Consider the following 25,973-nt stretch of genomic DNA (forward strand, 5'->3'; position numbering starts at 1 on the left):
GGTCGCCTCCTCAGGTCAGGGACTCCACGGCGCTACACCAGACCGCCAGGTCCGCGGCCGGATCGAGCTCGGCGGACCGGATCTTCGCCCGCTTGCTGGCCAGCCGATACTCGGCAGGCACAAGGAGCTTCCGCAGTACGGCCTCGTAGCCCGGCACGTCGCCCCGGTCGACGAAGATGCCTGCCTCGCCGAGCGACTCGCACAGGCCCGGCGTCGGATGAGCGACCACGGGGATCCCCGAGGCGAGTGCTTCGACGCCAGCTCGCCCCCACGACTCGTAGGACGACGGCATCAGCAGGACCCGGGTGCGGGCGTACACCTGCTCCCGCATGTCCTCGCCACGAACATGCTCGACGACTTCGACGTTGGGCAGGTCGGGGAGGATCTGCTCCCCGTAGGCGCCCGTCACGGCGAGGAACTGCTGATCCGGCATCCGTTCGGCAAGGGCCTTGAGGACCTTGCCGCCCTTCTCCGGGTTGCAGTTGATCAGTGTGATCGCCTTGCCGGGGCGGGTGGCGTACTCGTCGGCGAACACCGGGGGCCGCACGATCAGCGACGCCCCGGGCCGGATGGCCTTCGGGTACTCGGCGAAAAAGAGTTCCGCCTCCCGCTCCATCCAGCGGCTGTTGTACACCGCCAGCGCGGTTCCGCCCGCCGCAACGTCCCGGAACGTCGGTCGGTGTGTGTTGTGGCAGACCACGATCAACGGCTTCCCGTACCCGCGGGCCAGGCTGGCCGTCGACGGCACCGTCTCCAGATGCGCCAGCAGCACATCCGCCCGCCGGACCGCCGTCGGGAAGTCCAGCCGAGACTCCAGCGGCACCACACGGATACCGCGGTACTCGTACTCCCGGCTGGCCTTCCCGTAGCGGGACAGCCACACGGACACGTCGTGCCCGCGCTCCACCAGCGGTCGCAGCATGGAGACGAGCATGTGCTCGGCGCCCGCGTTGTGCTCCGGCGGCATCGCGTGGACGCGGGCCACGATCTTCAGGGGCTTGGCTGCCCCGCCCGGCGCGGAAGCCGGGACAGCCGTAGCCATCAGGAACCCGACGGGGTGCCGGTGAACTTGACGAACGCCTCCGGGTCGCCGAGCACGAACCCGTAGTAGGCCTCCGCCAGCAGCAGCACCAGGTTGTTCTGGAACGCGGAGACGACGTTGCCGTCCTCGTCGACGTAGGTGGCCTCCTTGGAGATGCGCACCGTGATGTCCATGCCCACGCCATAGGCGGCCTGGGACCAGTCACCGCCGATGGCCCGCAGACCCGTGTCCGTCGACGCGGACTGGCGGCGCTGCTTGCCCGACACCGACCGCGAGTACGCGAGCGGCTCACCCACCAGCGTGCCGGCCGCCGCCATGTTGGTGCCCGGCGTGGTGGTGTCGACCAGGATCGGCCGGCCGGTGGTGTCCGTGGCGAGCAGCAGCGTCGGCTTGAGCCGGTGGTCGGCGACGGTGCCGGTGTAGTCCCAGTCGTCGTCGATGACCTGGGACATGCCGGTGACGATGTCCGCCCAGACGCCGCCGGTGCCCTGCGACGCGGTACCGAGGGCCACCGCCTTGCTGGTCTCCGCCAGGTAGTCGCCGAACGGGCCGGCGGCGCCCTTCATGGTGCGGCCGTGGATCGCCGCCATGTCGAAGGCTCGGGCGAACGCGGTCGGCAGGTCGTTCTGCAGCTGGGTCCACAGTCCGGCCGCGTTGGACATGACGACCTCCTCGGCGACCGGGATCAGCACCGCGAGCTTCTTCGCGGTCATCTCCTTGACGCCGACGCTGCCCGTCGACAGCGGCTTCTTCGCCGCCTGTCCCACCCAGTCCGCCGTCGGCACGTCCAGCGGGATCGGGATGGAGGTCGTCGCGTCGACCGCCAGCGGAGCACGACGCGCCAGCGCCATCACCGCCGACCGCTCCACCGACTTCTCGAAGATCGGTCCGGTGATGGTGCGCGGCAGCAGCGACGCACTGACATCGGACAGCTTGATGGGGGCCGTAGCCATGGTGTCCTACCTTCTCCGCAACTACAGCTTGAGCTGCGGCTTCAGCCACCCGGCGAACTCTTCCTCCGGGCTGAGGGTCCTTGTCTGCTTGGCACTGGACGCCTGGGTGCGGTCCGGTGCGGGTCGCCGCGGGCCCTCCTGGGGCTGGGGCTTCGCCCAGTGCGGCTTGCGCTCCAAGAGCGCGTCGAGGTCCGCCTTGATGGCCGCCTCGTCGATGTCGCCGTCAGAGTCGATGTACGAGTCCAGATCGAGCGCGCCGACCGCGTCCTCCGGATCCGCGAACGCCGTCATCGCCAGCGCCTGCACCTGAGTGCGCACCAGCCGCTGACGCGTCTTGGCCACCTGCTCCTGCGCACGCTGCAGCTGGTCGTTGAGGCGCTCGGACTCCGTCTTCTCGGCGTCCTTGATGCGCTGCAGCTCGGCAGCCGCCGGCTCCAGCTCCTTCAGGCGCTTGCGGAGGTTCGCGGCTTCGCTGTTCTTCTTCCGCAGCTCAGCCTCGAACTTCTTCCGGTCGAACGGCTCCTCCTGCTTGCCGCCGGGCTCCGCCTCCTGGGCGTCATCCGCGGTCTCGGTGCCGTTCTCCTCGGTCGCCGTCTCCTCGACGGTCTCCTCGGAACCGGTCTCCTGCTGGACGGTCTCGGTCTCTTCGGGCATGACGAATCGGCCCTCCAGGGGCTGTGAAATGAGGAAGGCCGCCACCAGGGCGGCCTCGTTGATCAGTGAGATACGGGAAGCGGATGCTGGTCGTGTTCGGCCAGTGCCCGCCGGAACAGCCGCAACTGGTCGCCCGGATGGCCTTGGGCGTAGTCGCGGTAGAGGCGGTCCCACTCCGCCGCATGCGGCGACAGCTCGAACCGCTGCCCTCGGAACACCGGGAGAATTCCGCAGTGGCAGTTGTTGTGGAACTTCACCACCGACGCGTCACCGGAGAACCGGTCGTTCGCGTCGCGACCCGCGGTCTCCGCCGTGGCATACACGGCCCCGCGGGAAGCCATGAGCTTGCAGAACGAGCAGGCGCCAAGGGCAGCCACACGGGCGTAAGACACCGCCTGCGGGTCCTGGCGCACAGCCTGCCGTACCGTCTCGCGCCCCACATCGACGACCAGCTTCTGCGTCGCCATATCGGCCTTGCCGAACGCGACTTCCAGCTTGGTCTCCAGCGGCTCCAGTTGCGCGGTCGTCGCCTCGCCCTCCGCGAGGGGCCACAAATCCTTCGTGGCCCAACGCAGCGAGTTCGACGTCTGCTCCTCCGGCGGAGGATCCGCCAGCGGCACCGTGAACACGCCCGGCACCTCAGCGGCCTCGCGCTCGCCGTCGTAGAAGTCAGCGGCCAGCGTGGCAGACACTTCCGAATAGCGGGCCACGATCGCCGCTACCGCTTCGATCCACGCCGGCACCGTTGCTTGCAGCCTCGCCGGATCGATGAGCCTGCGCAGTCCGCGCAGGTCGCGAAGCAGAAGCGCGGTCAGACCGACCTGTGCGGAGCGCCAGCGGGCGGCACCGGATGAGCTATCCGAGGTCGTCGATGCCAAGGTCGGCCTCCGGCGGCTCTGTACTCGTGGCGCCGGTCCGGCCGCCGATCTCCGCGAGCCGGTCCATCAAGGCGCTGCTGCTTGCTCGGCCCGCAGCGCGGCGCCGGTCGGCGGCAATGCGCTGTCTCTGCGCCTCGGTGAATCCCGCCATCTCCAGCGTGACGTCCGAATCGGCCGGCAGCACACCGGCCTGCACGAGCTTGACCGTGGCATCCACCTGGGCCGCAACAGTCGGTGTCGCCGGGTTCCGCCACACCGTCTCGATCCGGCGGGTCTTGTCCGGCGGCTCGCCATCCCGCACCCACAGCGCCAGCCGCATCGCCTGCTGCCACGCCGCCCCGAACCGGCGGATCCGCCGCTCGCTGCGCTTCACCAGCTTCGCCTCGGTGGACCTGATCGCGTCCGCGGAGGCGGGGTTGTCGGTGGTGTAGCCGAGCATGTGCGGCGGCAGACCGAACTGGCTCGACATGATCCGCGCATACAGATCAATGATCTTCGTCTGTCCGGACGGGTCATGCGCCGGGAACTGCCCGACGTCCGGCACATTGCCTTCCTCGTCCCGCTCCAGCGCGAGGACGCGGCCGATGTACGTCTCCCAGGCGCTCTTGGCATTGCCCTCCGCGTCTTGGAACGCCGACTCCGACGCCCCAAGGATGTAGCGGGCCGGCGCACCGAAGAACTCGCTCGCCACCTCCATGCCCATCAGACGCCGGCACGCCGCATCCGTGATGCTCATGACCTCGGGCGTGATTTCCGACCTGCCGACCCGGTCAGCGGTGCGCTGCCGGTTCGCCATCCGCACCACCGGCACGACCCCAAGACCATGCATATCGCGGTCGACGACCTCCCAGCCGCCGCCCTCCGAGGGCACCGCCATGACCGTCTGGTCCGGCAGGTACAGGACCAGCATCCGCTCCTCAGGGTCCGCCTCGATGTACGTGTCGGCCGCGCACTCGCGGAGCGCCGCCGTGCCCATCCTCAGCCGGGCATCCCACAGCAGCGTCATGTCCAGCGGCGACTCCACCGAGATCAGCGGCGGGCAATCGTCGGTGCCGCAGTCCCCGGAGCCGACGGCCAGGTACTCCCGGCCGTAGACCAGCGCATCAAGGTGGGCGAGGCTCGCCTCGTCGAACAGGTCGTTCGCCTCGGCGATCTCAGCGAGGTCAGACGAGTCGGAGCCATCCGCCCAGCGGAACGCTTCGAGATCGAGGCGTTCCTCCAGCGACTCGACGCCGACCCGCGGCCAGCCGATGATCGTATGCAGGCCCTTCAACTGCGGTGGAATGCTGATGCCGAGGTCGCGGACGAGCTGTTCGCCGTTGAAGTAGGCGTCCCGTAGCTGAAGCGCCCACCGGTCTCGCAACATGTCCGCCCGCAGCATGTTGATCAGCGCAAGCTCATCATCCGACAGATACACCAGCGGAAGCTCAGGGATGGACAGGGTCACCGCAGCACCACCACCCTCCCCTTGCCAGGCGTCTTCTTCTTCGGGCGTTTCGGCGAGTTGAGGATCATTCGACGCAGCATTCGCGCCCCGACCATGCACACCGCAAGGTCGACCTTCCGGGCGCTCTCGCGGTGCTCCTTGCCGATCGTCACGCCCCACCGGTTCGTCCGGCGCCGGGAGTTGATCACGTGCGTGCGGAGCACCTTGTGCCCGTCATGCATCAGCGTCCGCTCCAGGACGTCCGCGTGCGTCCGCTTCACCGCCTCGGTGAACGTCTCCTGGTTCCGCGAGTCGCGCATGTCCCAGCGCACCGCGTGCGCCTTCGGCCCCGACAGCACCGAACGGAGGACCAGCTTCGGCCCCCACGTCTGGCCCCACAGGTCGATGTAGGAGTCCCAGTACATCTCGCCGTCGTCGTCCTGGCCCGACCCCGGGTCGGCGAAGAACGCCAGCACCCGGTATCGGGCGAACGCGTTCTCCACCACGCCGTGCACCTCATCACGAGGCACCTGGTAGGGCACGAAGCCCGGCGTGTTCGGCGCCGGCCAGTTCGCCGGCTTCTGCCACACGCCCAACGCGGTCACGAGACCGTCCGACATGCGGCAGGCGCACAGACCTGTCGCGTCATCGCTCTTGGAGCCGTCGAAGAACAGGACGATCTCGTCGCCGTCCTCGAGGTGCAGATCCTCGCGCTTGCAGGCGTCCCACTCATAGCGGGCCATCCACGCGTCCTCAGCCGCAACGATCTGGTTGTACCAGAACCGACGCGACCGGCTCGGAGGGTTCCGCGGGTCCAGGATTGACGCCTTCAGCCGGGCGATGTCCAGCCATGTCGAATCCCCACGCACAGCACGCAAGGTCGGCTCGATCCACGCCTCCGTCAGCTTCGCCTCGGGCGGAGCCTCCAACGAGTCGTAGAACAGGCCCGTATCCGCCGCGCGGCCGGCCTCCGCAGCCTCGTAGGCGTCCCGGGTGCGCTCAGCCACCGAGTCCTCGCCCGGCTCGAACGCGTTCGTGTCCGCCAGCGTGCGGGACTGCCCGTCCGCCGACTTGGTGGCATTGCGTTCGATCACGGCCGCCATCTCGTGGCCCGAGTTCGACTCCAGCCAGTGATGCGTCTCCCCCATGTAGGTGGCCGTCGGCCGGCCGCCCTCGAGAGCCCGCGGCGACGACGTCACGGCCTCGATCCGGGCCCGTCCCTTGTCGGCGTAGATGATCTCCTTGCCGAGGTCGATGCGGTACTCCTCGATCGCCCGCTTCGAGAACAGTCCCGGGAACAAGGTCATCGTGTTCCGCGTCTGGTCCTGGCTGACCGCCGCCATCTGTACCCACGCCGCCGGATGCTGCATTCCAAGCGGCTGTCCGGGCGGGACACCCCACTCGTTACCCTCGTCCGCGACCTCACCGAACCGGCACGGTCCAACGAACTCGAACGCCGCCCACGTCGCCTTCAACGGGTCCTTGCCGTGGCCCTTCAGCCTCTGGATCACCCCGTCGCGGTACAGGAACCGGTTCGACTCCGGATCCATCGCGTACCACCACAGCGTCAACCGGGCCTGCTCGGGCGTGTACTGCCACGCCTTCCCGACGTAGTGCTGCAGGTACGTCTTCGTCCACGCCAGACACTGCCAGCCCAGCGTGTACTCAGGCAGGACGAACTTGCCGTCCGGGCCACGCTTCCACGTCGGCCCGAGCGTGAACGGCTTGACGACCGCGGGGACCTGCTCGTCAGCCGCCTGCGATGTCACGGTAGGACTCCAGCGGGCTCACCGACGCCAACTTCGGCCCAGCAGGGTTCTTCCGCTCCAGCTCCATCCGAGCCCGGCGGCGGTCCCCTTCCGTCGTCAGCAGCGACGACATCACCGAGTTCAGCGCCGCCACCAGCTGCCCGTTCGGCCCACGCTCCGACAGCAGAACCTTCGACATCAGGTCCGCGGCATACCGGGCCACGGCCCAGTCCGACGGCTGATAGAACGCCGCCTGCCCCGACTCGCGCAGCGACAGGTACCAGTCGGTCGCGATCGGATGCCAGAGCTCATCCGGCTCCGGCAGATCCGGAAGATCCATCGGCGGCCCCGAAGGCGCCTTCGTGATCGAATCCTTCTCGTTCTTCGAGCGATGGCCCATGCGCTCCTCAGAGCGCTTACCGATAGGTCCACGAGCGCCCATGACGACCTCCAGGGTCAGAGCACGCCACCAGGGCGCGCGACGGGCTGGAAACAACGACGCCCCGACCCAGGGACGCCGCCAGGGCGTCAGAGTGAGGCGATCAAACCGGCTGCGTCAGGCAGCTCGGCAAGCTCAAGAGGCGTACCGGGAACCCGGTCGCCGACGATGATGTAGCGGCGATCCGAGTACACCTCGAACGCCAACTCCCCACGGCGAATACGCCGGCCATGCGGAACCGCACCGCGGAACCACAGATGCAGACCAGTACCGGATCGGCCCCGCTCCATGTACGTCGCCGGAAGCCGATCGACGATCGCCTGCGCCCACGGCAGCACCCTGCCGCCCTCGACCGCGTGGTCCAAATCGATGACGACGATGCCGTCGCCAGCCGTCAGGACGAACCCGATCCCGTCACCCGTTCTCGACGAGGACACCGCGGCGAAGTCTGACCAAGATGAGGGATCGTTGACCGACGCGAAGCGGCCGTCCGTCCGCATCGGCACCTTGTCCTTGTGCCGCACCCACCGAGGGCGCACCGTCAACTCCACCGGGATACGGGCCGCCCGCTCGGACGCCATCTGCTGCTGCCGCTGTGCGATCCGCGCCCGGCTCGCACGCTTCCTGCAGGTCGCACCGCAGAACCGCGCATCGGCTCGCGCCATCAGGGGCAGCGGGCCGGCGCACTCCTCGCACACTGCGCGACGGGCTACGGCGGTCGACGTCATGCACCCCAGTCTAGCGACTGCCGGTCACGGCTATAGGGCGTTGACCAGCACCGTTACGGATCCGCGACAGTCGGAGCGGCAGGCCGGCCGCCGAGCGTCTCGGCATCCTCGCAGGTCAGAGGCCTTGGAAACCCGGGGGCGATGTCAGGTGCTATACGGCCCCGATCCCCTGACAAAGTGGATCATGGGGTCACCCCCCGGGTGATCTTGGTCCGGACGATCTTGGTCAGGTGTAGGCCGTGACGTCGATGGCCTGGCCGGCGGCCACGACGATGCCCGCAGTGACCTGGACAGTGAGCCCGTTCGCTGTCTGCGTTCCAGCCTTGACCTTGATCGTTGCCTTGCCGATCAAGGCTTGCTCTCCGACGAGCTCGACCTGATAGGTACTGCTCGGCATCGGAGTGGACCAGGTGATGGCCTGCTCCCAGGTGGCACCGACGGTGAGGGCCGGCAGCGTGACCGTGGCCCTGCGGATGGTGGTGCTGCGGGCCTGCAGGTTGGTGATGGAGGCTTCCAGGGTGGTGATCCTGGTGAGTGCTGCGGTGAGCGCGTTCGCGGTCTGCTCTGTTCTGCCAGCTGCTGCGGTCGCTGCGGCTTGCGCTTGGTCGGTGCGACTGATCGCCTGTGCCGCTGTGGCGTTGGCTTGCTGCGCGAGGGCTGCTGCGTCCTGGGCTGCGCCGAGCGCGATGCCGGCCTTGTCGTAGGCGCCTTGGGCTTGGATGCCTGCGCTGTCGGCGTCGGCTTGAGCGTCGGCGATGAGGGACCTCAGTGCGGCGATCCCTTGCTCTGCCTGGTCGATGAGTCCTTGCAGTCGTTCGTGCTCAAGGTTGGCGTTCTGTCGGAGCGGGGCGAGTTGGTTGGCGATGTCGGCGAGGGTGGCGACGCGGGTGGCGAGTTCGGCCGCGGCGGCGTCTTGCTCGGCTTTCTGGGCGGCGAGGCGCTGCGCGACCTCCTCGTTTCCGGCGAGGGCAGCGTTCGCGATGGTCTTGACGAGGGCGTCGGTCTGCGGATCGGGGACCTTCGGGGAGAAGGTGTTGCGTTTCATACCCGGGTCACCGACACCCTCGGGCTTCCGGCTGAGATGAGTTTGACGATGGTGGGGCCGGCGGTGGGCGGCTGGACCTGGGCGGAGGAGATGGCGGCGGGGAGGACTCGGGAGCCGCGGCCTTCGACGGAGGGGTCGCTGCCGTCGGTGGTGAAGTAGATCGGTGCGGCTCCGTCGTGGGAGAGGATCTCGATCTCGTTGACGTCGTCGGGGAAGTGCACGGTGGTGATGGTGGCGGCTTCGAGGGTGATGCCGTGGATGCCCCACTCGCCGTCGTGGACGGTGTAGTCAGCCACGGCGCCTCCCTGCGTTGCGGCGGCTGCCGGTGTAGACGCCGGTTGCGCGGCGGTGCATGAGCTGGCAGTAGCCGCGGGCTCGGGCGCCCATGTACTTGGAGAGCTGCCGGTTGCAGCGGGTCCAGTCTCCGGGGGTGCCCCAGCGGATCTTGGCGGCGCCGGCTCCGGAAGTCCAGTAGCGGCGGAGGGCTTCGGCGTTGCCTCGGCTGCCGCGTCCTTTGCTGGCCACAGTGGATCACTCCTTCTGCGGCGCGGGCTCCGGTTGGTCGGGGTCCTGTTGTTCGTCTACCCGCTGGATCTGGGCTCCTAGTCCTGCGGGGATGGCGAGGCAGATGCCGGTCTGGTCGGTGAAGACGGCCCATCCGTCGGTGACGGTGAGGGTGAGGTGCGGGTCTTCGATGAGGACGTCGTCCTTGCGCTGGTCGCGCGGGTGGACGATCAGGTAGGCGGGCATCTCAGTTTGCCCGTTCGGCAAGCCAGCGCCGGACGGTCCGGTTGTGGCGTGCGTCCGCGAGGGCATTGTGCTCTCCGGACTCCTGTTGCGGGAGTTCGTCCCAGCGCAGGCCGAGGCGGGACCGTTCCTGCTGAATGTCGTGGGTGAACATGGGGACACCCTCGGGCAGGTCGATCATTCGTCCCCAGAGCTGGGCGAGGCAGACGTGGTCATAGGCGCCGTAGTTCGCCCACAGCTGCACGTCGGGTCCGGCGGCACGGATGAAGTCCATGACCTCGTCGGCGATACGTGCGCGGTGCTTCACGACTGGGTCGGCGTAGTCGAACAGCCAGGACTGCGGCACGTGATTGCGCCGGTCCCCGCTGCCCTTCGGCAGTCCGGGGACGACGTTCTCCATCAGCCACTTGTGCTTGCGGATCTTCCGCACTGGCATGTCCCGGTTGACGGCGTAGTACTCGCGACCGTCGTCGCACACCATGCCGATGGAGATCAGCTCGATGTGGCGCCCGTCCTCCAGGAACTCCAGGTCGTAGTCGATCGCGATCATGGCGCGGCCCTCTCAGTCAACGGAGTCCGGGGTGCGGTTCTTCGGGCCGTCGTCGTCCAGGCCGCGGGTTGGCGCGCTGCGCCTCGTTGCCCTCGCGGCTGCTCTTCAACCCATGGCAGGTGGCGCACACACCTTGGAGCCGGTCTTCCGCGTGGGCGTCGGTCTTGGCTTCGATGTGGTCGCAGTGCGTGGACGGTCGCACGTTGCAGATCTTGCACGTACTGTCCCGAGCCAGAACGGCGGCACGAATCTTCGCCCAGTTACTCGGCAACCTTGATCGACGATCAGACCCGCGCCACCCTCCCGACATCTTCGCCTCCTATGCAGCAGCCCCTCGACTGTCTTCGGCAAGCAACTCAGGGGCGTACAGCCTCAGCAGCTCGCGCGCCCACTCGACCTTGTCTGCTACGCGCTGCCCAGAAGGCTGCGTCGTGTTCCACAGCTCTAGGTTCTCGAGCCGGTTGTCTTGCTTGTCTCCGTTGATGTGATGCACGTTTTCGTCTGCGGTCAGCGGACGGCCAAGAGCGCGTTCCATGACGTAGCGATGCTCGGATACGCGTCGCCCGTTGATCGTCATCATCACGTATCCGTTGGTGCCCTGTCGGCGAGGACTCCCGTTTCCCGCGAAGCTGAAGGCAGGGCCAGGCTCGCCGTACTTACGGACGCGCTGCAGGTGCATGGAGCAGTAGCCGCGGGACTTGTGTACGCGAACACAGTCCTCAACGATGCACTCCGTTCGCCCGCCGTGTGCTTCTGCTGTTCCGGTGCGTCTCACGCGACTGGCGTGCGTCTTACAGTAGCCGTTGGCCTCATGCGGTTTGCCGCAACCCTCATAGGTGCAGAGTGGCCGCTCTGGACGCGGCTTGGTGCCAGTCGGGTCCCCAGTGGCCCGCCAGCGGCCATAGTGCTTCATGCACCAGCCGCGTGCGCGAGATTCGCCCTCGCATCCATCGATTGCGCAGAGGGGACGGTCGGGCTGTTGGGTTGCGTAGAGCGGGTCACCGAACCGCTTGAACTTCAGGTAGTGGCGGTTGCAGTAACCGAGACCTCGGTGGGGTCTGTCGCAGTCGTCGAGCGTGCAGATACGCTTGGTCATGTCGGCGCTCCTTCAAAGCGTCGGCCACGGCCCCGGGAGCGCTCCAACGCTCGCCGGGGTTTTTCGATGTTCATTTTACCTGGTCAATCCGCACCAAACGGGCCAACTCGGCATTCGCGAAGACGAGTTGCTCTACTCCTCGTCGCTGCGTTCGGTGTCGCTGCTGAGGGTCCATCCGCCGAAGCCGGCGCGCCGGTCGGGCGGGCTGCCTGCGCTGGCGATCCCATACAGCCGGATGGCGGTTTCTTCGGCCCGGGTGAGCGGGTCGTCGTCGCTGCCGTTGATCTCCACAGTGATCTCGCGGACGCCGTCGGACAGTTTCACCGTCACGTCAGGCATCGGGTGCGGGGTAGCCGGCGAGTGCCTTGAGCGTGAGGCACTGGTCGTAGGCGACGGGCGGGCTGTCGGTGGTCTGGCCGGGGAAGTCGTAGTCGGAGCATGCCCAGCAGATGGTCTGACCGCGGTGCTCGACGGGGCGGTGCAGGTCGCGCACTCTCTGTGCGGCTGCGGCCTGGGCGTCGCGTTCCTTCCGAAGTCCGGCGACGGCGTTGCGGATGTCGTCCCAGCTCTGGAGCCGGTCGATGCCGAGGGCGTCGGTGATGGCGTCCTTGTGGTTGGCGAGCCGGTCCATGTCGCGGGCTATGCCGGTTCGTTCGTCGGCGAGGCGTTGGGCGTCGATGCGGGCTTGGCGTGAGTCGAGGATGCGATCCTCGTTGGCCTCGCGCATCCTCTGCATGTCGGCGGCGATGGCTTCGCGCACGTCCTGGTCGCCGAGCTTCAGGTCGATCTCCGTCTTCATGCCACTGCTGCCGAGGTAGGCGGTGGTGTCGTTGGCAGGGATGTCGATGGTCTCTTCGAAGACGAGGACGGCGCGGGCGCCGATCTTCTCCGCGATGCCGCCGAACGGGCCTGGCTCGTTGACGTCGGTCGGGTAGGGCGGCGGCTCGTACTGGTCTACGACGAGGATGAATGGCGGGCGGTCGTCGCCTGCGCCTTCGGGGAGTTCAAGGATCTGCAGGCGGGCCATCAGCCGTCACCTCGCGTCAGGTGTTCGCGGAGGATGTCGCCCATCTCCAGTAGGGCCTGTGCGGCTGCCACGGTGGCGATGGCCTGTGCTTTGGCGGCTCGGGCGGTGATCTCTGCGGCGACTACTTGGCCCTGCGGCATGGCGTTGAGCTCGGACGCCGCCTGCCCGAGGGTGCGCTGGGCGAGTTCCCGGTAGCTGGGCACGGCGGCCATCAGCCGGTCACCGCCTCGGGTTCCTCGGTGAGGACGATGCTGAGGACGTTGCTGCGCGGGGCGAGTGCGACGGTGCGTCCGTTGGTGTCGCGGAAGCGGTACTGGTCTCCGTTGAGGTCCAGGTCGACATCGGCGGCGGTGACGGTCTCGTCGTGGCCGTTGTCGTAGGTGATGAGGTAACGGGCCATGGCGCGGGCTCCTGTGGGGTTCAGGGTTTCCAGTTGGGGCCGCGGAGTGCGGCAGGCACGTCGCGCATTGGGGTGCGCGGGGCGAGGATGTCCGCGGGCACAAGGCGGGACCCGGTCGACGGCTTCGGCTCGGGCGGCTGGGGCTGGTCGAGTCCGGCGATGATTGCCGGGGTGATGCCGTGTGCGTGGGCGAGGTCCAGCAGCTCGGGGCAGTAGTTGACGCTCTCCGTGTTCGGGAGGTCCCAGTTGTCGAGTCCGCAGCCTTCGCAGGCGCCAGGGAACGCGGCTTGGCCGGGGTCGATCCGGTGTCGGGCGAGGATGCGGCGATCTGCCTCGCAGCGCCGCAAGATGGCGGCCGGGTCGTTCGCGGCAACGTGGACGAGCGCTTCGTCGTAGGTGTGGAGGACGACTTCGATGATCTCGGGTCCAGCAGTGTTCACGTCCGGCACTGCGACGATCAGGGAGCCGATGGCTTCCCAGCGATGGGCCGTGGTGCAGTCGGCGGCCTTACGCGCTGCCGCTTCGACGCGCTCGACTTGCTGGGTGATCCAGGCGTGGAGATCCATGGCGCGGGCTCCGGAGTGGGGTCAGCGGTGGGACAACAGGAAGAGGGTCCGCTTGCCGAGGCAGACGCCGATCTCCCACTGGCTGTTGTCGCGGGCGATGTGGATCGGGGTGAGGTGGAGCTGCCAAAGCCGGCGGGTGCGCCAGTAGGTGCGGTAGCCGCGCGGCTGGACGTGCCCGACCTTGAGGGCCTTCCAGTGCCACGGCTTCTCGCCCCGCCAGACGGTTCCGAGATGGCGGGTGCTGTCGGCGGTCGTACTCATGGGCGCGGGCCTTCCGTGGGATCAGTGGGTGGTTATGCGGAAGCCCCGACGTCTGGAACGTCGGGGCTTCCTGCCCGCAGTAGCTAGCTGCGAGATGCTTACGCGGCCGTCTGGCCGCCTTCGGTCTCGACAAGAAGCTCAGGGGCGTAGAGGCGAATCAACTCGACGGCCCACTTGACCTTGTCTTCGACCCGCTGCCCGGGAGGCTGCGCCGAACTCCACAGCTCCAGGTTCTCGGGACGGTTGTCCTGCCTGTCGCCGTTCGCATGGTGCACAGTCTCGCCAGGCAGTAGCGCCCGGCCGAGCATTCGTTCCATCACCCAGCGGTGCTCGTACAGCACCTTTCCGCCCACGCTGACAGTGGCGTACCCCTTGTTGCCGCGCCCCCGCGGACCACCTGCCTGCAGCGCTTCCACGCCGTACTTGTTCAGCAGTTGCAGGTGGCGACGGCAGTACCCTCTGGCGACGTGCGCCCGGTGGCACTCTTCTGCAGAGCACTCCTTGACACCGCCGCGCTCTTCGCTCGTGCCGGTCAACCGTAGGCGCTGGTAATGCCCCTCACAGAAGCCGCGAGCGTGATGAGGACGCTCGCATCCGGTGTAGGCACACAGGTCTCGGCTTCGTGTTCGCGGTGCGATGGGAACATCGCCGTTGGCATCTCCGCTGCGGCGCCAACGCGAGTAGTGCGGTCTGCACAGACCACGCGCGCCTGCAACGCGGTCGCAGGACTCGACCGAGCACTTCTTCTTGACGAAGCGCTTGCCTGGGTGAAGCGGGTCCCCGTATTTCTTCCACTTGCGGTAGTGCACCTTGCAGAATCCTCGACCGCTGTGCGGATCTTCGCACCCGGCCACGGAACACTGCCGCCCACCTCGGACGGTGTTAGCTTGGGTCATGTCGGTCTGCTCTCTCAGATCGGCCATGCCCCGGGGGTGTTCCAGCACCCGCCGGGGTCTCTACTTATAGGACGCCTTTTACTGATACGGCAGTTCCCCGTTCACAGGATGCCGTCGATCACCTTGACCACCACCAGACGCCCAGCGTGTTCCCACGCATCGATTCGACGCGCCCCCCGAGATCCGTCAGCACAGAGTCCATGTCGTCGAAGTCCCACTGGTGGAGATGGGCCTCGTAGGGGTTGCCGTCGACTTCGCCTTGCGGGGAGTCGACGATCGGGACGCTGACGAGAATGTGGTGGGCGCCGGGAGCATCATCCGGGCCCTCAACGATGCGCCGCAGGAGGTCCACCGCGTCCTCGCGGGGCATGTGCTCAAGGACATCGCCCGCCACCAGAAGATCACGATGGAACAGGTGGGCCGGGGCCTCGCGCGCGTCCATCACGTGAATCTCGTCGTACATCTTGCGAGTCTTCGTGGACTTCAGCTTGTACTTGGCCACGAAGGGTTTATGCGCTTCGATTCCGGTCCACCACACGCCGGGTTCGTCGGGCTCGTGCGGCCGGAACAGCTTGGCGTAGGTGCCTTCGCCGGGGCCGATGTCGCACACGGTCTTCGGCGAGTGGCGCTTGAACCGTTCGAGGGACCAGTCCTTGCCCTCGGCGTCGCTGGTGGGCATGGCGGTCTCCTCAGAATCGTCTGATCAGGCGGAGGGATGTGGCGTAGGTGCCGGTGCCGTCGAGGGTGGAGGCGCCGCCGAGGTCTCCGAAGGTCGGCCCGTGCGGCGTTTTCCGGCTGTTGACGAACCGCGGATGGCCGGCCGAGTCGACGCCGAGGTAGATGCCGTTGTGGTCAAGCTGGCCGGCGATGGGGTCGCTGCTGTCGGCGTCGAAGTGCGGGACGTCCCCGATCTGCATCGCGGTGATCGGCGGTGCGGAGCCGGCAGCCTGGGCGACGATCACGCCAGGGCCGGAGGGTCCGATGTCCTTGGTCTGGCGCGGCAGGACGGTTCCGTCGATGTTCGCGGTGCGGACCATGGGGATGCCCATGTGGTAGCCGTAGACCATTCGCACGTAACCGGAGCAGTCCAGGCAGCCCTGCTCGCCTGCGCCCGCGGTCTGGGTCTCGCCGTTCGGGAAGGTCCAGTCGCGGCCCATGTAGTCGTGGAAGTCGGCGCCTTCGATGGGCACGCCCACGCTGTCGAGCGGCCCGTAGGAGGCTTGGCCGGCGACCTGCGCTCCGGCGAGAGCCGGGCTGGTCACGGCGGGGGCGCCGGTGATGTACATCATCGCGTAGGCCAGCACGTCCGGTCGGGTGTCGGTCGCCCAGGTGCGGATCTGGTCGGCGAGCGCTGACGTCCATGTGCCGTTGAACGGCTGGGCGAGGACGCGGACCCATGTGTTGTGGGTGACGGTCGGCGGGTCGGGCCAGCTGCCGGAGATGACCTGCAGGTCGTCGACTTGGACGAGGCGGGGCAGGCCGGTGGAGCCGGTGGAGGCGAGCGCCCGGAAGCCGACCCGGCCCGACGGGTTCGCGGGGTCGGTGACGGAGTGCAGCCAAGTCGCGGGTTCGGTGGTGCCGTCGAGCCAGGCCCGGCAGCGCAGTGTGGTGCCGGTGCGCTGGATACGGATCCTCCACCACTGGCCGGCGGTGAATCCGGTGCCGACCTGGGTGGCGGTGCCGAGGGTGGTCGTGCTGCCAGCGACTTCTTTTTCCAGGGCGAGCTGGACGGTGCCGGTGGTGTTGACGATCAGCCGGGCCCGGTTGTGGTTGTTGGTGTCGGTGTAGCCGACGGACAGGCCGATGGAAGTGGCGGCGCCGACCGGGACGGTGGTGACGGTGACCTTGGCGGCGACGTCGACGTCGGTGAGCGTGTCGACGATGGTGGCGTGCCGGGAGGAGTTGGCGACGTCGCAGGAGATCTGTCCGACGCTGCCGGTGACGGTGTAGAGGGTGGCGGTGCCGGACTGGGACCAGGTGCCGCCGCCGGGGCTCATCCCGAAGCCGGAGCTGGACGTGCGGGTGAAGGCGTCGGTGAAGGGCCGCTTCTGCTCGACGAATGTCCTGGTTGGGCCACGCATCGCGACGGTCCGGGCGCCGACGGTGAGCGTGGCCAGCACGCCGGAAGCGTCGGAGACTTGCAGCCGGTCGGGGCCGGTGAGGGCCTGGGTGGTGAGCGCGGCGGGTGGCGGCTGGTAGAGCATGTGCCCGTCGTCGACGGTGAGGACCGCCATCGCTCACGCTCCTTGCAGGTCTACCTGGATCGTGACCGCGGTCGGGCTGCCGGTGACGGAGCGGATCGCCACGGTGAGACTGTCCCCGGCGACGAAGGTCGCATTCTGAACGGACGGCCCGGACAGCCACGTCGACGCGGTCGACAGCGACAGGTCGGTGGCGAGCAGGTCGGATGCGTTCCGCTGCGCGTTGATCGTCGCCCCGGTACCGCCAACCCGATACCCGCGGACCGCGACCACGGTGCAAGCCTTGGGCGCCCGCCACACGACATAGGAGCTGGCAGTGGGCGCGGTGATGACGAGGCTCTTGCTCACGGTGGTCGCCGCTGGCGCCAGAGTCAGGCTCGGCGCCGTCACTCCCCCGTCCGCGGCGACAGCGAAGCTCCCGGGGCCGCTGATCGGCCCGGTGAGCGTGCCGCCGGCTTTCGGCAGGAACGTGCCGTCGGCGTAAGCCCGGTCGCCGTGCGGGTCGGTGGCCGCCACATGGTCGGCGACCGCCTCGGCGGCGACAGGGCCGGCTGCTTCCTCTGCGATGCCTGGCACGTCGGCAGTCTCGGCGAGGCCGGTGACGCCGCCGGTGCGGCCGTTGACGGAGGAGACGAGCCCGGCGGTGACGTCGATGATGCGGGACGGCTGACCGCCGTTGACTTCGATCTCGTCGACTGCCTGCTCGCCGGTGACCTGGATTTTCACGCCCGGGTCACCTCCGGGGACACGATGGCTTTGCCGTTGAGGAGCCGCACCACCGTGCCGCCCTGGACGACTTCAAGGTCCCAGACCCCGTTGCGGGTGAGGGTCTGGGTTTGCGCAGCGGGGATCGCGAGCCGGATCGACGCCCCGATGATCGTCAGGAACGGGGTGAGGTCCAGCAGCAGGTCACCACTGTCGGCGGGCGCGGACCGGATCTGGGCGCGCGCTGTCCAGCCGGCCCATGTGAAGTCGGGGTCGTCGGTGACGGTGTACGTCTGGACGAAGGTGGCGCCTTGCTCGATCACGAGGTCCCAGTCGCCTGCGGCCAATGCTGCCACCTCCGGGATCTGGGAGCTGTCCGCGTCGGCGGTGAGCGTGGCCTGGGCGGACAGGGCGACCGTCTCGCGCGCGGACAGGGTTGGTGTGGCGGCGAGTTCGCTGTCGGCGCTCAGGTCGCTGCTGGCATGCACCGCGACCAGGGCGGTGGCGGCGAGGGAGCTGTTCGCGGTGAGGGCGGCGGTGCCGGAGTGGACGGCGCCGTTGGCGAGTGTGTTGAAAAGGTCGTAGGTCGCAACGTCGGTGGTGCCGGCGTTGCGGTGGGCGGACATGTCGAGCGCGCACGTGTCGATCTCGGTCGTGACCCAGGCGGGGGTGGCGAGGCTGCGCCGGTTGGTCCAGGTCGTGCCGTCGGGGCTCGTGTCCCAGTAGACGGTTCCGGCGTCTTCGCGGAGTCGCAGGAAAGCCATGGTGGCCGGGTTGTAGGCGATCTCGACGACACCGGAGTCGAAGTAGCCGACGTCGTTCTTGCAGCGCAGCAGCCCGGCGACGGCGTTGATCGTGAAACCGATGCGGGTGCCGGCGGTCGGCGAGTTGACGAGGACTCCGCAGTAGCATTCGGTGGCCGCGCCGGCCGTGGGCACGGTTCCGATCTTCACGAAGAACGACGCTCCGGCCATCGTCCAGCTGTAGGCGGTCTGGTAGCCGGCGAACCCGGTGCCGCAGGGGACGCGGGCCTGGCCGCCGGTTTCGGTGACGCCGCCGTAGGAGTTGCCCCAGACGGGCCCGATGACGCCGTCGTTGAAGTTGTCCTGGAGCGTGGAGAGGCTCGGCATGCCGTCTCCCGTCAGCCCAGCGAGAGGGTGAGCGACCCCGCGGTCAGTCGGAGTTCGTCCCCGGTGGCGACGGTGCGGGATGCGGACAGGGGTCCGTACCAGAGCCGTACCGGGCTGCCGGCCGAGTCCCAGATTTCCACGCCGACGACGGTCACAGCCGGCAGGTTCGTCCACACGAGGTCCGCGGAGTTGGAGGTGGCGCCGCTGACGGCCGCGGCGACGGACAGGTTCTGCCGTGCGTAGCCGCCGCCGGTGACCTCGGTGCCCGGCGTCGTGTCGTCGCCGTTCGCGGTGACCAGGGCGACTTTGAGCGGGGTGGTGGGAGCTGTGGCCGCTAGACCGAGGATGAAGTCGAGGCAGCGGTTCTCCCCGGTGTTCGAAAGGTTGTCCGCGATCGGACTCACCCCCTCTTTGAGGTCCCGCCGTCCGTGACGGGGGATGTGACGGGCGGCGGGACGTCGGGGCGGCGACCGGTTCCGCCCCGGCTGGGGGTTTGTTGTCCGCCCGGCCCCACCCCGGTGGGCCGGGCGGACAACAGGGGCCGAGCGCTGGGGGCGCTACAAGGCCCTGCCTGCGCCTCGCCAGCGCAGGGGCTCTAGGCAGCGTTCGCGGGATAGACCCGCCGCGCCTTTTCTCGGGTGGCCTTTTCGGCGTTGATGACGTCTATGGCGCGGAAGAGGGGGCGCCCGTTGCGGTCTTCGCCGGCCTGCTGGAGGACTCCGCGGTACTTCCAGTTGCGGACGACGTTGGGGCGGACTTGAGCAGCCTCGGCGGCTTCGGCAACGGTCCAAAGCGTGGTCTGCAGGTCTGCGGTCAGATCGACCATGATGGCCACCTCCTTGAAGGTTGCCTGGGCATGAGAAAAGGCCTCTACGGGGTGATCCGTGAGGCCTTGAGCATGTGCGGGCATGCTTCGCGTGGCCCCAGGATCATGCATGATGCGGGCGGAAGTCAAGCGGCCTGTGTGACGACTGCGGCCAGCGCTTTGACATAGGTGTCGTACTCGGCGCCGGTCATGATGCGGCGGCAGTCAGGGTCGCGGCATTCGATGTAGGGCCGGTCATCGACAAGACGCAGGTCGCGGGACTCGGCAAGGTAGGGGCCCTTGCAGCGGGGGCAGGGTGCCATCTTGCGGACGTCGTACTGCGGGTGGGCTTTGGTGAAGCGCTGGGCTGCGGCGTGCCAGTGGCGGATTTGTCCGCCGGGGTTGGCGTTGCCGTGGTCGTGGGGTTCGCTGGCTGCGGGGTGGTGCTGCATCATCCAGTCGAGGTGGGTGGCGAGGGTGTGGCAGGCGTCGGTGATGCGGCGGCCTTCGCGCATAGCGGTGCGGTCTGGCTGGTTGCTGTCTCGCCAGATACGGCGCTGGTAGATGACGTCGGCGGCGAGTTCTTCGATTTCACCGAGCAGGGTGTCTATGAGGAGTCGGGCGGCTTGGCCGGGCCAGGCGGGGGTGTCGTTGGGCCGGCTGTGGATGGTTGCCGTGTTCTGCGGGCGGGTGCCGTAGAGGGCTTCGAGTTGGACCGCGGTGAGAAGTTCGGGAAGTTCGGCGAGTTGGCGGCGGGCGCGTTCGACGCATGCGTCGCATTGGGTGGGTTGGCCCCAGCTGGGGGTGAGGTGGTGTTCGGCGCCGTCGCTAGCGAGGAGGGTTTCGGCGCGACGCCAGGCGTTGTTGCAAGGGCCGGGGCAGGGCTTGGATACGGGGTGGTGCACGGTCGGCTCCTCGGGGGGTGCGGGAAGCAGGTGGCGCATTAGGCCAATGGTGCATCACGAGGTTGACAACGGCGGCCAATGGCGCACCCGGGCATGCCTGAGGGCCTGCACCGGGTGGCGGTGCAGGCCCTCGGGTGGACGGTCACGTCTGCTGCCACACCTTGCCACTGCGTTGTTCGTAGGCGGCGCGGAAGGGCTTCTCGTGCTTGCGGATCTCGTCGGCGATCCGCTCGGCGATCTGCGCGCCGACGAGTCCACGGAACGGCGGATTCTCTCCGTCGGGCTCTGGAGTGGTGTCGTATTCCCCACGCCACAGGACGGGGACGTCGGGGCCGATGCCGTAGTCGACGTGACCGATGACGGCACGCCCGTCGCTGCTGGGCTTGATGGTGATGTTGTAGATGCGTTCGCCGCCGTCGGGGTCGCTGATCCAGGCGGCGCCAGCGATGTGGTCTTGCGGAACGACGGCTCCGGGCTCGTCGTAGTCGGCGGGGAAGAGTTCGATGCCGAGGCCGGCTGCTTCCAGCGCGGTGGCGGCTTCGAGGATGGCGTGGGCTTGGCGAAGTCTCACGTGTGCGCCTCCCAGTGCGGGCAGTTGATGATGGACTGCTTCAGTTCGGGTCCGTCGGGGTGGCTGCAGGCTTCGGGCCATCCGGGGTGTTCGGGGTAGGGCCCGTCGGGGTCGGCGGGTTCGAAGTGGACGCAGGTTTTGCATCCGCGGGCGGCGGGGTTCTGCCAGCAGCGCGGCATGTGGGCTTCGACCCGTTCCCGTTTGGCGCGGGTGTAGCGGCGGCAGTGCGGGCACTGGTGCCGGGTCACGACGATCGGGGCGGGCAGGTCGACGGTCACGGTGTCCTCCGGCTCGCGAGGCGCGCCACCTTCTCGGCGCCCTCGTTCCACTCCTGCGCCCGCTCCTCCAGGGTGCGGCTCATCTTCTCTTCGGCCAGTTGCGAGAGTTCCCGGGCCCGCTCGCGGAGGACTTCGGCGGCTTTGATGTAGGCAGTAGCTGCGGCTTCCTTCTCGACACGGTCGAGGAGTTCGTCGAGGTAGTCACCCCCGAGATGCGCGTCGTCGGCGTAGTTGTACAGCTCGTCGCGGGCGGTCATGAGTCCTCGTCTCTCGTCCAGTAGAGGCGGTCGTAGCGGGCGGCTTCGGCGGGGGTCTCCTCCCACCAGCCGGGGGCGGGGCCAGGCTCGGGCAGCGGTGGGTCCTCGGTGGGCGGTGTCGCGATGGGGGTCACCATGGCGCTTCTCCTCCCTACCCGCCGCCGGCCGTCGGGCGCGGGTTGCAGGGCCCCGGCTGTCGATGACGGTCGGGGCCTTGGCGTTGCTGGCTGTTCAGGCGGCGAGGAGCTCGGTCTTCGCGCAGGCTGTGATCGGGACCTCGGCGCCGCAGGTCTGGCACCAGAACTCGTCGACCTCGTCGCCGGCCGCACGGCTGCGGCCGTCGGTCCATGGGGCGACGCGGCAGCACTGGGGGCATTCGTAGAGGTCGCTCCAGTTCGTTGGCCCGACGCTGGTGTAGTTGTCGATTGCGGCGAGGGCCTCTTCGCGGTCGAGGAGGACGGGGTGGGCGTGCGTGGCTGGGTCGACGGGGGCGACGATCCCTGCGGCGTACAGCTGGGCGAGGATGGCCCGGGCCGCTTCGAAGGTGATCTGGACGTTGTGGTCTTGGTTGAGGCGCCGCATGAGCATGGACGGCGAGCCGTGACGGGCGCCTTCAGTGACGAGCTCAGTGGCGATGCGCAGAAGGTTCTGTCCCATGGTTGGAGTGTCCTCTCACTGTCGGTTATCAGTGCGGGCCCACACGCCGTGGGTGCCGCCTGGTCTCCTAGTTGAGTTCGATTCGGGTGGCGGTCCAGTCGCGCTTTTTCCGGGCGCCGTTGTCGCGGATCCATTCGGCAACGAGGCGGCGGGCTTCGGTGTCGGAGTCGGCCTGTACGGTGCCGGTGGCTTCGCCGTCGTGGTGCCGGCCGTCGCTGACCTGCGCGGTCCAGCGGTAGGTGCGGGTCATCGCGCCCACCGGCGGGGTTCGTAATCGGCAGCGGCGCCGAGGATCTGAAAAGCGATCTCCTGCTCACTGAGGCCGGCTTCCTTGGCCTGCTTGATGAGCGCGTCAGCCTTCTTGCTGCTGCCGCGGCCGAGGATGCCGCCGCGCTGGAGCTGGCGGCCGGCTTCCTGGATCTGCTCGGGGGTGGGCTTCGTCGGCATGGCTTCTCCTACAGGTTGTGGTTGTGGGCGTGTTCGGCGGCGCGGTCGAGGTAGAGGAGGACGGGCCGCGGGCTGTTCTGGGTGTCGTTCCAGGAGGGGATGGTGTGGTCGTCGCCGAAGTCGCGCTGGATGAGCTGCAGGAGGAGGGCGCAGGCGTCGTCGGCTTGGCCGCGGCTGGCGGCCTCCGATCGGATGGCGCCGATGAGGCAGGCGGCGCCTTGCTCGTCGCGGAGCTGGCCGGTGCACCAGCCGGCGGTCTCCAGTCGGACCCGGGCCCGGTGCAGGACCGCGGCGAGCGGCGTGTCGTAGGGGCAGGGTGTCGAGGGCTGAGGGGTCTCGACGGGGAGCCGGATGACGTCGGCCAGGTCGAGCGGCGTGGTGGCGATGCGGGCGTCGACTGCGAGGGCTGCGAGCGCGAGCCGTTCCTCGAAGGAGAGCTGCGATGCGGCGGCGCGGGCAATCGGGGGCGCCGCGGTGGCGGTAGCGGTCACCGCTTGGCCTTGCCGTTGTTGCACTTCTCGGGGCAGGGTACGGCGCGCTGGACACGGCCGAATGCGGTGTAGAGGACGCTCTTGCCGCCGCAGCACCAGCACAGACCGCGAGCAGTGGCTTGGTCGGGCGAGAGGCCGCTGTTCTGGGCCTCCCATTCCTCGTCGGTCATGGAGTGGGGCATGATGGGGTCTCCCTTGTCTGATCTTGGGTTGGGTGAGGGATCGGGGCGTCCCTGGTCGCTTCCCGGCATCGAGGGGCGCCCCGGCTCAGCTAGCGGCGGCGGTTACGGCGGTCGTTGGCCTCGAGGGCGAGCTTCTCCAGGGCGCGGATCTCGGCCTTGTCGAGGTAGCCCTGGTAGTCGTTGCTACCGAGGGGGGCGCCGACCTGGGCGCCGGGCGCGCCAGAGCGGCGCATGTTCTCGGGCATGGTGTCGTAGACGGGTCCGCGGTTGCGGCACAGGTCGCGGGCGGTGACGCCGTTCGCGGTCATGGGGGTGCCGGTGATCGGGGCGCGCTCGGTGAAGACGTGCACCTCGTAGCGTTGGGCGTCCTCGAAGGGGGCGAGGTTGGTGGCGAGGTCACGGATCACGTAGTACGGGGTGTTGAAGCGGAGTTCGCGGGCGAAACGCTTCTCGTCGCGGGGCTGCCACGTCTTGGCCATGAGTAGTGTCTCCGTTCCGGTTTGCGGTGGTTTGGTGGGTGGACTTGTGACGGTTTGCCCCTGGACAGGCCCCGGACGGAGAGTGGACGCGACCCGGGTCGCGTCCGGGTGCCGTCCAGGTGACAGACCGGGAGGAAAGGGACCTTGTCCGGGTGACTGTCCGGGGCAAAAACCGCATTTCACCTGGGGTTATTCGCCTTCGAGCAGGCTCAGGGCATCGGCGATGGGCGCCCGCTTGTAGCCGTTCACGCGGTTCGGACGTCCCGGGATCGTGATCTTCACGGTTCCGCCCGCACCGGCCGCGCGAAGCAGCTCACCGAGCCGCTCCTCCGTCATGCCGTCGCCGATCAACTCGGCCATCTCGTCGAGCTGCGCCACATCCCGCCCAAGGTCGTTCATGGCGATCAGGCAGCCGCGAAGGGCATCCATCTGCATGCGCTGCTCGGACGTGTGGTGCAGGATGTTCCGGCCCGGGACGCCGTCCCGCTTCGGCCCGCCGGCTGCGGAGGACAGGCCGGTGGCGTTGAGGAGGTGCTTCTCGATCGGATCGTCCCACTGCCCGGCCAGCCGGCCCGCCTTCTCGCGGATCTTCGCGGCCTTCTCCAGCAGCATCGTGATCTCGCCGCGCTCGTCCTCGTCCAGGTCGAAGGAGCGGGCCTTGTCGGTGACTCCGGCGAACGGGTTGACCAGCCAGCCCAGGCCAGGCCGCGGCGGGTCGAACTTGGACGCGTCCCGGCCCTGTCCGGAAGAGCCGTCGCCGAGGATGGCGTTGGACTGACGGGCACTGTCCACCCGCATGGCCCACCGGGTGGTGAAGTTGACGGCCAGCTCGTTCGGGAAGACGTCGGCGCTCGGGTACTGGGTGATGACCGCCATCAGGATTCCGGCGCCGGCAGCGACGGACGCAAGGAGGACGAGCTTCTCCAGGATCTCGTCCCGCAGCGGCTTGCCCGGCCTGGTGTAGGTGGCCAGCTCGTCGATGATCAGCAGTTCGATGCCGCCGATCTGCTCGATGACGGGGGCGACGAGCTTGGACTTGCCGAGCTTGTCGAGGTCCCGTTCCCGCCGGTCCTTGTCGGCGATCAGTGCATCGAGGAGGGCGGCAAGCCGGTGCGGGTCGGGCTTGAAGTAAGTGGAGGCGTTGCCGGTCGCGGCGTAGGGGTTCCACTCCGCGTTGTTCTTGCCCGCGACGACGCGCAGGTTGATGCGGGGGTCGAAGGTGGAGCCTACGGCGAGGTTGGAGGCGCCGACGCCCTTGCCGGAGCGGGTGCCGCCGCCGATGGCGATGTTGGAGATGCTGATGGGCAGCCGGATCGTGTTGCCGCGCTTGGCCCAGGCGACGGGCACGCCGTCCTTGAACGCATCGATCTGGGTCGGCGCCTTGAGCAGCGGGGAAGGGCGGGCTTCCTCGAACGGGTCGCGGTCCGTCATCCACAGCGACGTGCGGAGTTCGGTGCCCGCCTTCGTGACGTCGATCATCATCGAGTCGCGGCCGAGAGCTCCGGCGAACTCTTCGATCTTCTTGACCAGGTTGGCGACCTTGGTACGCGGCGGCAGGTCGAAGACGACGGTGGTGTTGCCGTCCTTGTCTCGCTGCGGCACCGCGAGAATCTGGATCTGCTCGTTCGGCTTGACCTCGCCGATGTTGCGGAGTGCCTGCTCCAGTTCCTCAACCGTGAGCGCGGGCGGCGGCGGGGCGTCGAATGCCCGCATCCCAGGCTGTGTCTCGGGCTTCGTCAGGTCGACCGGGGCGGCCAGCGTCTGCATCTCCGTGGTCGGGGCAGGTGCAGGCTGGCCGGCGTCGAAAGGGCGGGAGACCAGGTACCAGCCGTAGCCGGCGGCGGTTCCGAGGGCTGCGAGGAGCATGGGCTGTCCGGTGGCGGCCTGCTCTATCGCGCCGCCGAGGATGGACATGCTGCCGAGGCTGCCACCTGCGACAATCGCGGCACGGCCGGCCTTCTTGCTGGTGCGGGCGGCGTTGATCTCCCGGTCGGTGGGCGGCAGGACGGGGGTGGCCTGGAGGGCGGCGAGCTTGGACTCTTCGGCGGCGACCCTGCCGCCGAGGCTGGCGAGGGTTCCGGCGTGGACGTTTTCGCCGGATTCGGCGCGGGCCTTGAGGTGAGCGAACCGGGCGTGGGCTTCGGCGACGATCCGCTGCTGCTGGGCGAGCTTCGCGTCGTGCTTGCGCTGCTTTGCGTCGGTGGCGAGCTGGATGGCGGTGACGTCGTCGATGTCGCCGCCGGCCAGCCAGTCCTTGATGCGGGCGGTGGCGTGGCCGTGCTGTTCCTTGGCTGCGGCCTTGATGCGGTCGCCGCGGGACGGCTCGTGGGCGTGGGGTGGTTCGACGGGCATGGGCGGGATGCCCGGCTGCTGCTCGATGGGCTCGGTCTCGGTGGCCACTGGCCTGGT

General features: G+C 68.4%; 39 protein-coding genes. All 39 read right to left on the reverse strand.

Translation table 11 applies throughout. The features are described from left to right. Nucleotides 1–10 precede the first annotated feature (10 nt). Nucleotides 11–1,042, reverse strand: a complete 1,032-nt coding sequence (locus ACIF8T_RS21435; protein WP_400037305.1) for a glycosyltransferase family 4 protein — start codon at nucleotides 1,040–1,042, stop codon at nucleotides 11–13. After that, nucleotides 1,042–1,995, reverse strand: coding sequence for a phage major capsid protein (locus tag ACIF8T_RS21440; protein ID WP_400037307.1), 954 nt, complete (start codon nucleotides 1,993–1,995; stop codon nucleotides 1,042–1,044). The genes ACIF8T_RS21435 and ACIF8T_RS21440 overlap by 1 nt, the downstream gene beginning before the upstream one ends. 21 nt (nucleotides 1,996–2,016) lie before the next feature. Next, nucleotides 2,017–2,649, reverse strand: a complete 633-nt coding sequence (locus ACIF8T_RS21445) for a hypothetical protein (RefSeq protein ID WP_400037309.1) — start codon at nucleotides 2,647–2,649, stop codon at nucleotides 2,017–2,019. A 62-nt stretch (nucleotides 2,650–2,711) separates the two neighbouring features. Beyond that, entirely contained in the window at nucleotides 2,712–3,527 is an 816-nt protein-coding gene (locus ACIF8T_RS21450; RefSeq protein WP_400037311.1) for a hypothetical protein, read from the reverse strand. After that, entirely contained in the window at nucleotides 3,505–4,974 is a 1,470-nt protein-coding gene (locus ACIF8T_RS21455) for a phage portal protein (RefSeq protein WP_400037313.1), read from the reverse strand. Before ACIF8T_RS21455 ends, ACIF8T_RS21450 begins: the two co-directional genes overlap by 23 nt. Further along, nucleotides 4,971–6,722 (reverse strand): terminase, encoded by a 1,752-nt coding sequence (locus tag ACIF8T_RS21460; protein WP_400037315.1) that lies wholly within the window; start codon nucleotides 6,720–6,722, stop codon nucleotides 4,971–4,973. Before ACIF8T_RS21460 ends, ACIF8T_RS21455 begins: the two co-directional genes overlap by 4 nt. After that, a complete protein-coding gene (locus tag ACIF8T_RS21465; RefSeq protein ID WP_400037317.1) occupies nucleotides 6,703–7,101 on the reverse strand; it encodes a hypothetical protein in 399 nt (132 codons plus the stop codon). The genes ACIF8T_RS21460 and ACIF8T_RS21465 overlap by 20 nt, the downstream gene beginning before the upstream one ends. Nucleotides 7,102–7,229: 128 nt before the next feature. After that, nucleotides 7,230–7,868 (reverse strand): bifunctional DNA primase/polymerase, encoded by a 639-nt coding sequence (locus tag ACIF8T_RS21470; protein WP_400037319.1) that lies wholly within the window; start codon nucleotides 7,866–7,868, stop codon nucleotides 7,230–7,232. A 226-nt stretch (nucleotides 7,869–8,094) separates the two neighbouring features. Then, nucleotides 8,095–8,913, reverse strand: coding sequence for a hypothetical protein (locus tag ACIF8T_RS21475; protein WP_400037320.1), 819 nt, complete (start codon nucleotides 8,911–8,913; stop codon nucleotides 8,095–8,097). Beyond that, nucleotides 8,910–9,209, reverse strand: coding sequence for a hypothetical protein (locus ACIF8T_RS21480; protein ID WP_400037322.1), 300 nt, complete (start codon nucleotides 9,207–9,209; stop codon nucleotides 8,910–8,912). The genes ACIF8T_RS21475 and ACIF8T_RS21480 overlap by 4 nt, the downstream gene beginning before the upstream one ends. Next, the gene (locus ACIF8T_RS21485; protein WP_400037324.1) at nucleotides 9,202–9,438 is read right to left on the reverse strand and encodes a hypothetical protein; all 237 of its coding nucleotides are present in this window, start codon (nucleotides 9,436–9,438) and stop codon (nucleotides 9,202–9,204) included. The genes ACIF8T_RS21480 and ACIF8T_RS21485 overlap by 8 nt, the downstream gene beginning before the upstream one ends. Before the next feature lie 6 nt (nucleotides 9,439–9,444). After that, nucleotides 9,445–9,663 carry a hypothetical protein gene (locus tag ACIF8T_RS21490; protein WP_400037326.1) on the reverse strand — a complete coding sequence of 73 codons (219 nt, stop codon included), beginning with the start codon at nucleotides 9,661–9,663 and terminating at the stop codon, nucleotides 9,445–9,447. Nucleotide 9,664: 1 nt separating this feature from the next. Further along, the gene (locus ACIF8T_RS21495) at nucleotides 9,665–10,210 is read right to left on the reverse strand and encodes a 3'-5' exoribonuclease domain-containing protein (protein ID WP_400037328.1); all 546 of its coding nucleotides are present in this window, start codon (nucleotides 10,208–10,210) and stop codon (nucleotides 9,665–9,667) included. A 319-nt stretch (nucleotides 10,211–10,529) separates the two neighbouring features. Further along, a complete protein-coding gene (locus tag ACIF8T_RS21500; RefSeq protein ID WP_400037329.1) occupies nucleotides 10,530–11,306 on the reverse strand; it encodes an HNH endonuclease in 777 nt (258 codons plus the stop codon). Between the two features lie 132 nt (nucleotides 11,307–11,438). Next, nucleotides 11,439–11,645, reverse strand: coding sequence for a hypothetical protein (locus tag ACIF8T_RS21505; RefSeq protein ID WP_400037331.1), 207 nt, complete (start codon nucleotides 11,643–11,645; stop codon nucleotides 11,439–11,441). Beyond that, complete coding sequence (locus ACIF8T_RS21510; protein ID WP_400037333.1) at nucleotides 11,638–12,333, reverse strand: hypothetical protein; 696 nt, start codon at nucleotides 12,331–12,333, stop codon at nucleotides 11,638–11,640. The genes ACIF8T_RS21505 and ACIF8T_RS21510 overlap by 8 nt, the downstream gene beginning before the upstream one ends. After that, nucleotides 12,333–12,536 (reverse strand): hypothetical protein, encoded by a 204-nt coding sequence (locus ACIF8T_RS21515; RefSeq protein ID WP_400037335.1) that lies wholly within the window; start codon nucleotides 12,534–12,536, stop codon nucleotides 12,333–12,335. Before ACIF8T_RS21515 ends, ACIF8T_RS21510 begins: the two co-directional genes overlap by 1 nt. 8 nt (nucleotides 12,537–12,544) lie before the next feature. Continuing rightward, nucleotides 12,545–12,733, reverse strand: coding sequence for a hypothetical protein (locus tag ACIF8T_RS21520; RefSeq protein ID WP_400037337.1), 189 nt, complete (start codon nucleotides 12,731–12,733; stop codon nucleotides 12,545–12,547). Between the two features lie 20 nt (nucleotides 12,734–12,753). Then, nucleotides 12,754–13,299, reverse strand: a complete 546-nt coding sequence (locus ACIF8T_RS21525; RefSeq protein ID WP_400037339.1) for a DUF6221 family protein — start codon at nucleotides 13,297–13,299, stop codon at nucleotides 12,754–12,756. A gap of 21 nt (nucleotides 13,300–13,320) precedes the next feature. Next, entirely contained in the window at nucleotides 13,321–13,560 is a 240-nt protein-coding gene (locus ACIF8T_RS21530) for a hypothetical protein (protein WP_400037341.1), read from the reverse strand. 98 nt (nucleotides 13,561–13,658) lie between these two features. Beyond that, nucleotides 13,659–14,369 (reverse strand): HNH endonuclease signature motif containing protein, encoded by a 711-nt coding sequence (locus ACIF8T_RS21535; RefSeq protein WP_400037343.1) that lies wholly within the window; start codon nucleotides 14,367–14,369, stop codon nucleotides 13,659–13,661. A gap of 205 nt (nucleotides 14,370–14,574) precedes the next feature. After that, entirely contained in the window at nucleotides 14,575–15,135 is a 561-nt protein-coding gene (locus ACIF8T_RS21540) for a class I SAM-dependent methyltransferase (protein WP_400037345.1), read from the reverse strand. Nucleotides 15,136–15,145: 10 nt separating this feature from the next. Then, nucleotides 15,146–16,690 (reverse strand): hypothetical protein, encoded by a 1,545-nt coding sequence (locus tag ACIF8T_RS21545; RefSeq protein WP_400037347.1) that lies wholly within the window; start codon nucleotides 16,688–16,690, stop codon nucleotides 15,146–15,148. Nucleotides 16,691–16,693: 3 nt separating this feature from the next. Then, the gene (locus ACIF8T_RS21550) at nucleotides 16,694–17,383 is read right to left on the reverse strand and encodes a hypothetical protein (protein WP_400037349.1); all 690 of its coding nucleotides are present in this window, start codon (nucleotides 17,381–17,383) and stop codon (nucleotides 16,694–16,696) included. Continuing rightward, entirely contained in the window at nucleotides 17,380–18,492 is a 1,113-nt protein-coding gene (locus tag ACIF8T_RS21555; protein WP_400037351.1) for a hypothetical protein, read from the reverse strand. The genes ACIF8T_RS21550 and ACIF8T_RS21555 overlap by 4 nt, the downstream gene beginning before the upstream one ends. Nucleotides 18,493–18,503: 11 nt before the next feature. Next, on the reverse strand, nucleotides 18,504–18,896 hold the full coding sequence (locus ACIF8T_RS21560; protein WP_400037353.1) for a hypothetical protein: 393 nt from the start codon (nucleotides 18,894–18,896) through the stop codon (nucleotides 18,504–18,506). A 191-nt stretch (nucleotides 18,897–19,087) separates the two neighbouring features. Further along, the gene (locus ACIF8T_RS21565; protein WP_400037355.1) at nucleotides 19,088–19,318 is read right to left on the reverse strand and encodes a hypothetical protein; all 231 of its coding nucleotides are present in this window, start codon (nucleotides 19,316–19,318) and stop codon (nucleotides 19,088–19,090) included. A gap of 125 nt (nucleotides 19,319–19,443) precedes the next feature. Continuing rightward, nucleotides 19,444–20,202 carry a hypothetical protein gene (locus ACIF8T_RS21570; RefSeq protein WP_400037356.1) on the reverse strand — a complete coding sequence of 253 codons (759 nt, stop codon included), beginning with the start codon at nucleotides 20,200–20,202 and terminating at the stop codon, nucleotides 19,444–19,446. A gap of 142 nt (nucleotides 20,203–20,344) precedes the next feature. Beyond that, nucleotides 20,345–20,773 carry a hypothetical protein gene (locus ACIF8T_RS21575; protein WP_400037358.1) on the reverse strand — a complete coding sequence of 143 codons (429 nt, stop codon included), beginning with the start codon at nucleotides 20,771–20,773 and terminating at the stop codon, nucleotides 20,345–20,347. Then, the gene (locus ACIF8T_RS21580; RefSeq protein ID WP_400037360.1) at nucleotides 20,770–21,051 is read right to left on the reverse strand and encodes a hypothetical protein; all 282 of its coding nucleotides are present in this window, start codon (nucleotides 21,049–21,051) and stop codon (nucleotides 20,770–20,772) included. The genes ACIF8T_RS21575 and ACIF8T_RS21580 overlap by 4 nt, the downstream gene beginning before the upstream one ends. Then, the gene (locus tag ACIF8T_RS21585) at nucleotides 21,048–21,308 is read right to left on the reverse strand and encodes a hypothetical protein (RefSeq protein ID WP_400037362.1); all 261 of its coding nucleotides are present in this window, start codon (nucleotides 21,306–21,308) and stop codon (nucleotides 21,048–21,050) included. Before ACIF8T_RS21585 ends, ACIF8T_RS21580 begins: the two co-directional genes overlap by 4 nt. After that, nucleotides 21,305–21,445, reverse strand: a complete 141-nt coding sequence (locus ACIF8T_RS21590) for a hypothetical protein (protein ID WP_400037364.1) — start codon at nucleotides 21,443–21,445, stop codon at nucleotides 21,305–21,307. Before ACIF8T_RS21590 ends, ACIF8T_RS21585 begins: the two co-directional genes overlap by 4 nt. Before the next feature lie 94 nt (nucleotides 21,446–21,539). Further along, on the reverse strand, nucleotides 21,540–21,965 hold the full coding sequence (locus ACIF8T_RS21595) for a hypothetical protein (protein WP_400037366.1): 426 nt from the start codon (nucleotides 21,963–21,965) through the stop codon (nucleotides 21,540–21,542). A 67-nt stretch (nucleotides 21,966–22,032) separates the two neighbouring features. Continuing rightward, nucleotides 22,033–22,215 carry a hypothetical protein gene (locus ACIF8T_RS21600; protein WP_400037368.1) on the reverse strand — a complete coding sequence of 61 codons (183 nt, stop codon included), beginning with the start codon at nucleotides 22,213–22,215 and terminating at the stop codon, nucleotides 22,033–22,035. Next, complete coding sequence (locus tag ACIF8T_RS21605; RefSeq protein ID WP_400037370.1) at nucleotides 22,212–22,412, reverse strand: hypothetical protein; 201 nt, start codon at nucleotides 22,410–22,412, stop codon at nucleotides 22,212–22,214. The genes ACIF8T_RS21600 and ACIF8T_RS21605 overlap by 4 nt, the downstream gene beginning before the upstream one ends. Before the next feature lie 8 nt (nucleotides 22,413–22,420). Next, nucleotides 22,421–22,903, reverse strand: coding sequence for a hypothetical protein (locus tag ACIF8T_RS21610; RefSeq protein WP_400037372.1), 483 nt, complete (start codon nucleotides 22,901–22,903; stop codon nucleotides 22,421–22,423). Then, nucleotides 22,900–23,085: a hypothetical protein gene (locus ACIF8T_RS21615; protein ID WP_400037374.1), complete on the reverse strand. Its 186-nt coding sequence runs from the start codon at nucleotides 23,083–23,085 to the stop codon at nucleotides 22,900–22,902. The genes ACIF8T_RS21610 and ACIF8T_RS21615 overlap by 4 nt, the downstream gene beginning before the upstream one ends. Nucleotides 23,086–23,174: 89 nt before the next feature. Then, complete coding sequence (locus tag ACIF8T_RS21620) at nucleotides 23,175–23,564, reverse strand: hypothetical protein (protein WP_400037376.1); 390 nt, start codon at nucleotides 23,562–23,564, stop codon at nucleotides 23,175–23,177. Between the two features lie 189 nt (nucleotides 23,565–23,753). Further along, complete coding sequence (locus ACIF8T_RS21625; RefSeq protein ID WP_400037378.1) at nucleotides 23,754–25,964, reverse strand: hypothetical protein; 2,211 nt, start codon at nucleotides 25,962–25,964, stop codon at nucleotides 23,754–23,756. Between the last annotated feature and the right edge of the window lie 9 nt (nucleotides 25,965–25,973).

The organism is Streptomyces sp. NPDC085946 (genome assembly GCF_044540485.1).
Taxonomy (GTDB): domain Bacteria; phylum Actinomycetota; class Actinomycetes; order Streptomycetales; family Streptomycetaceae; genus Streptomyces.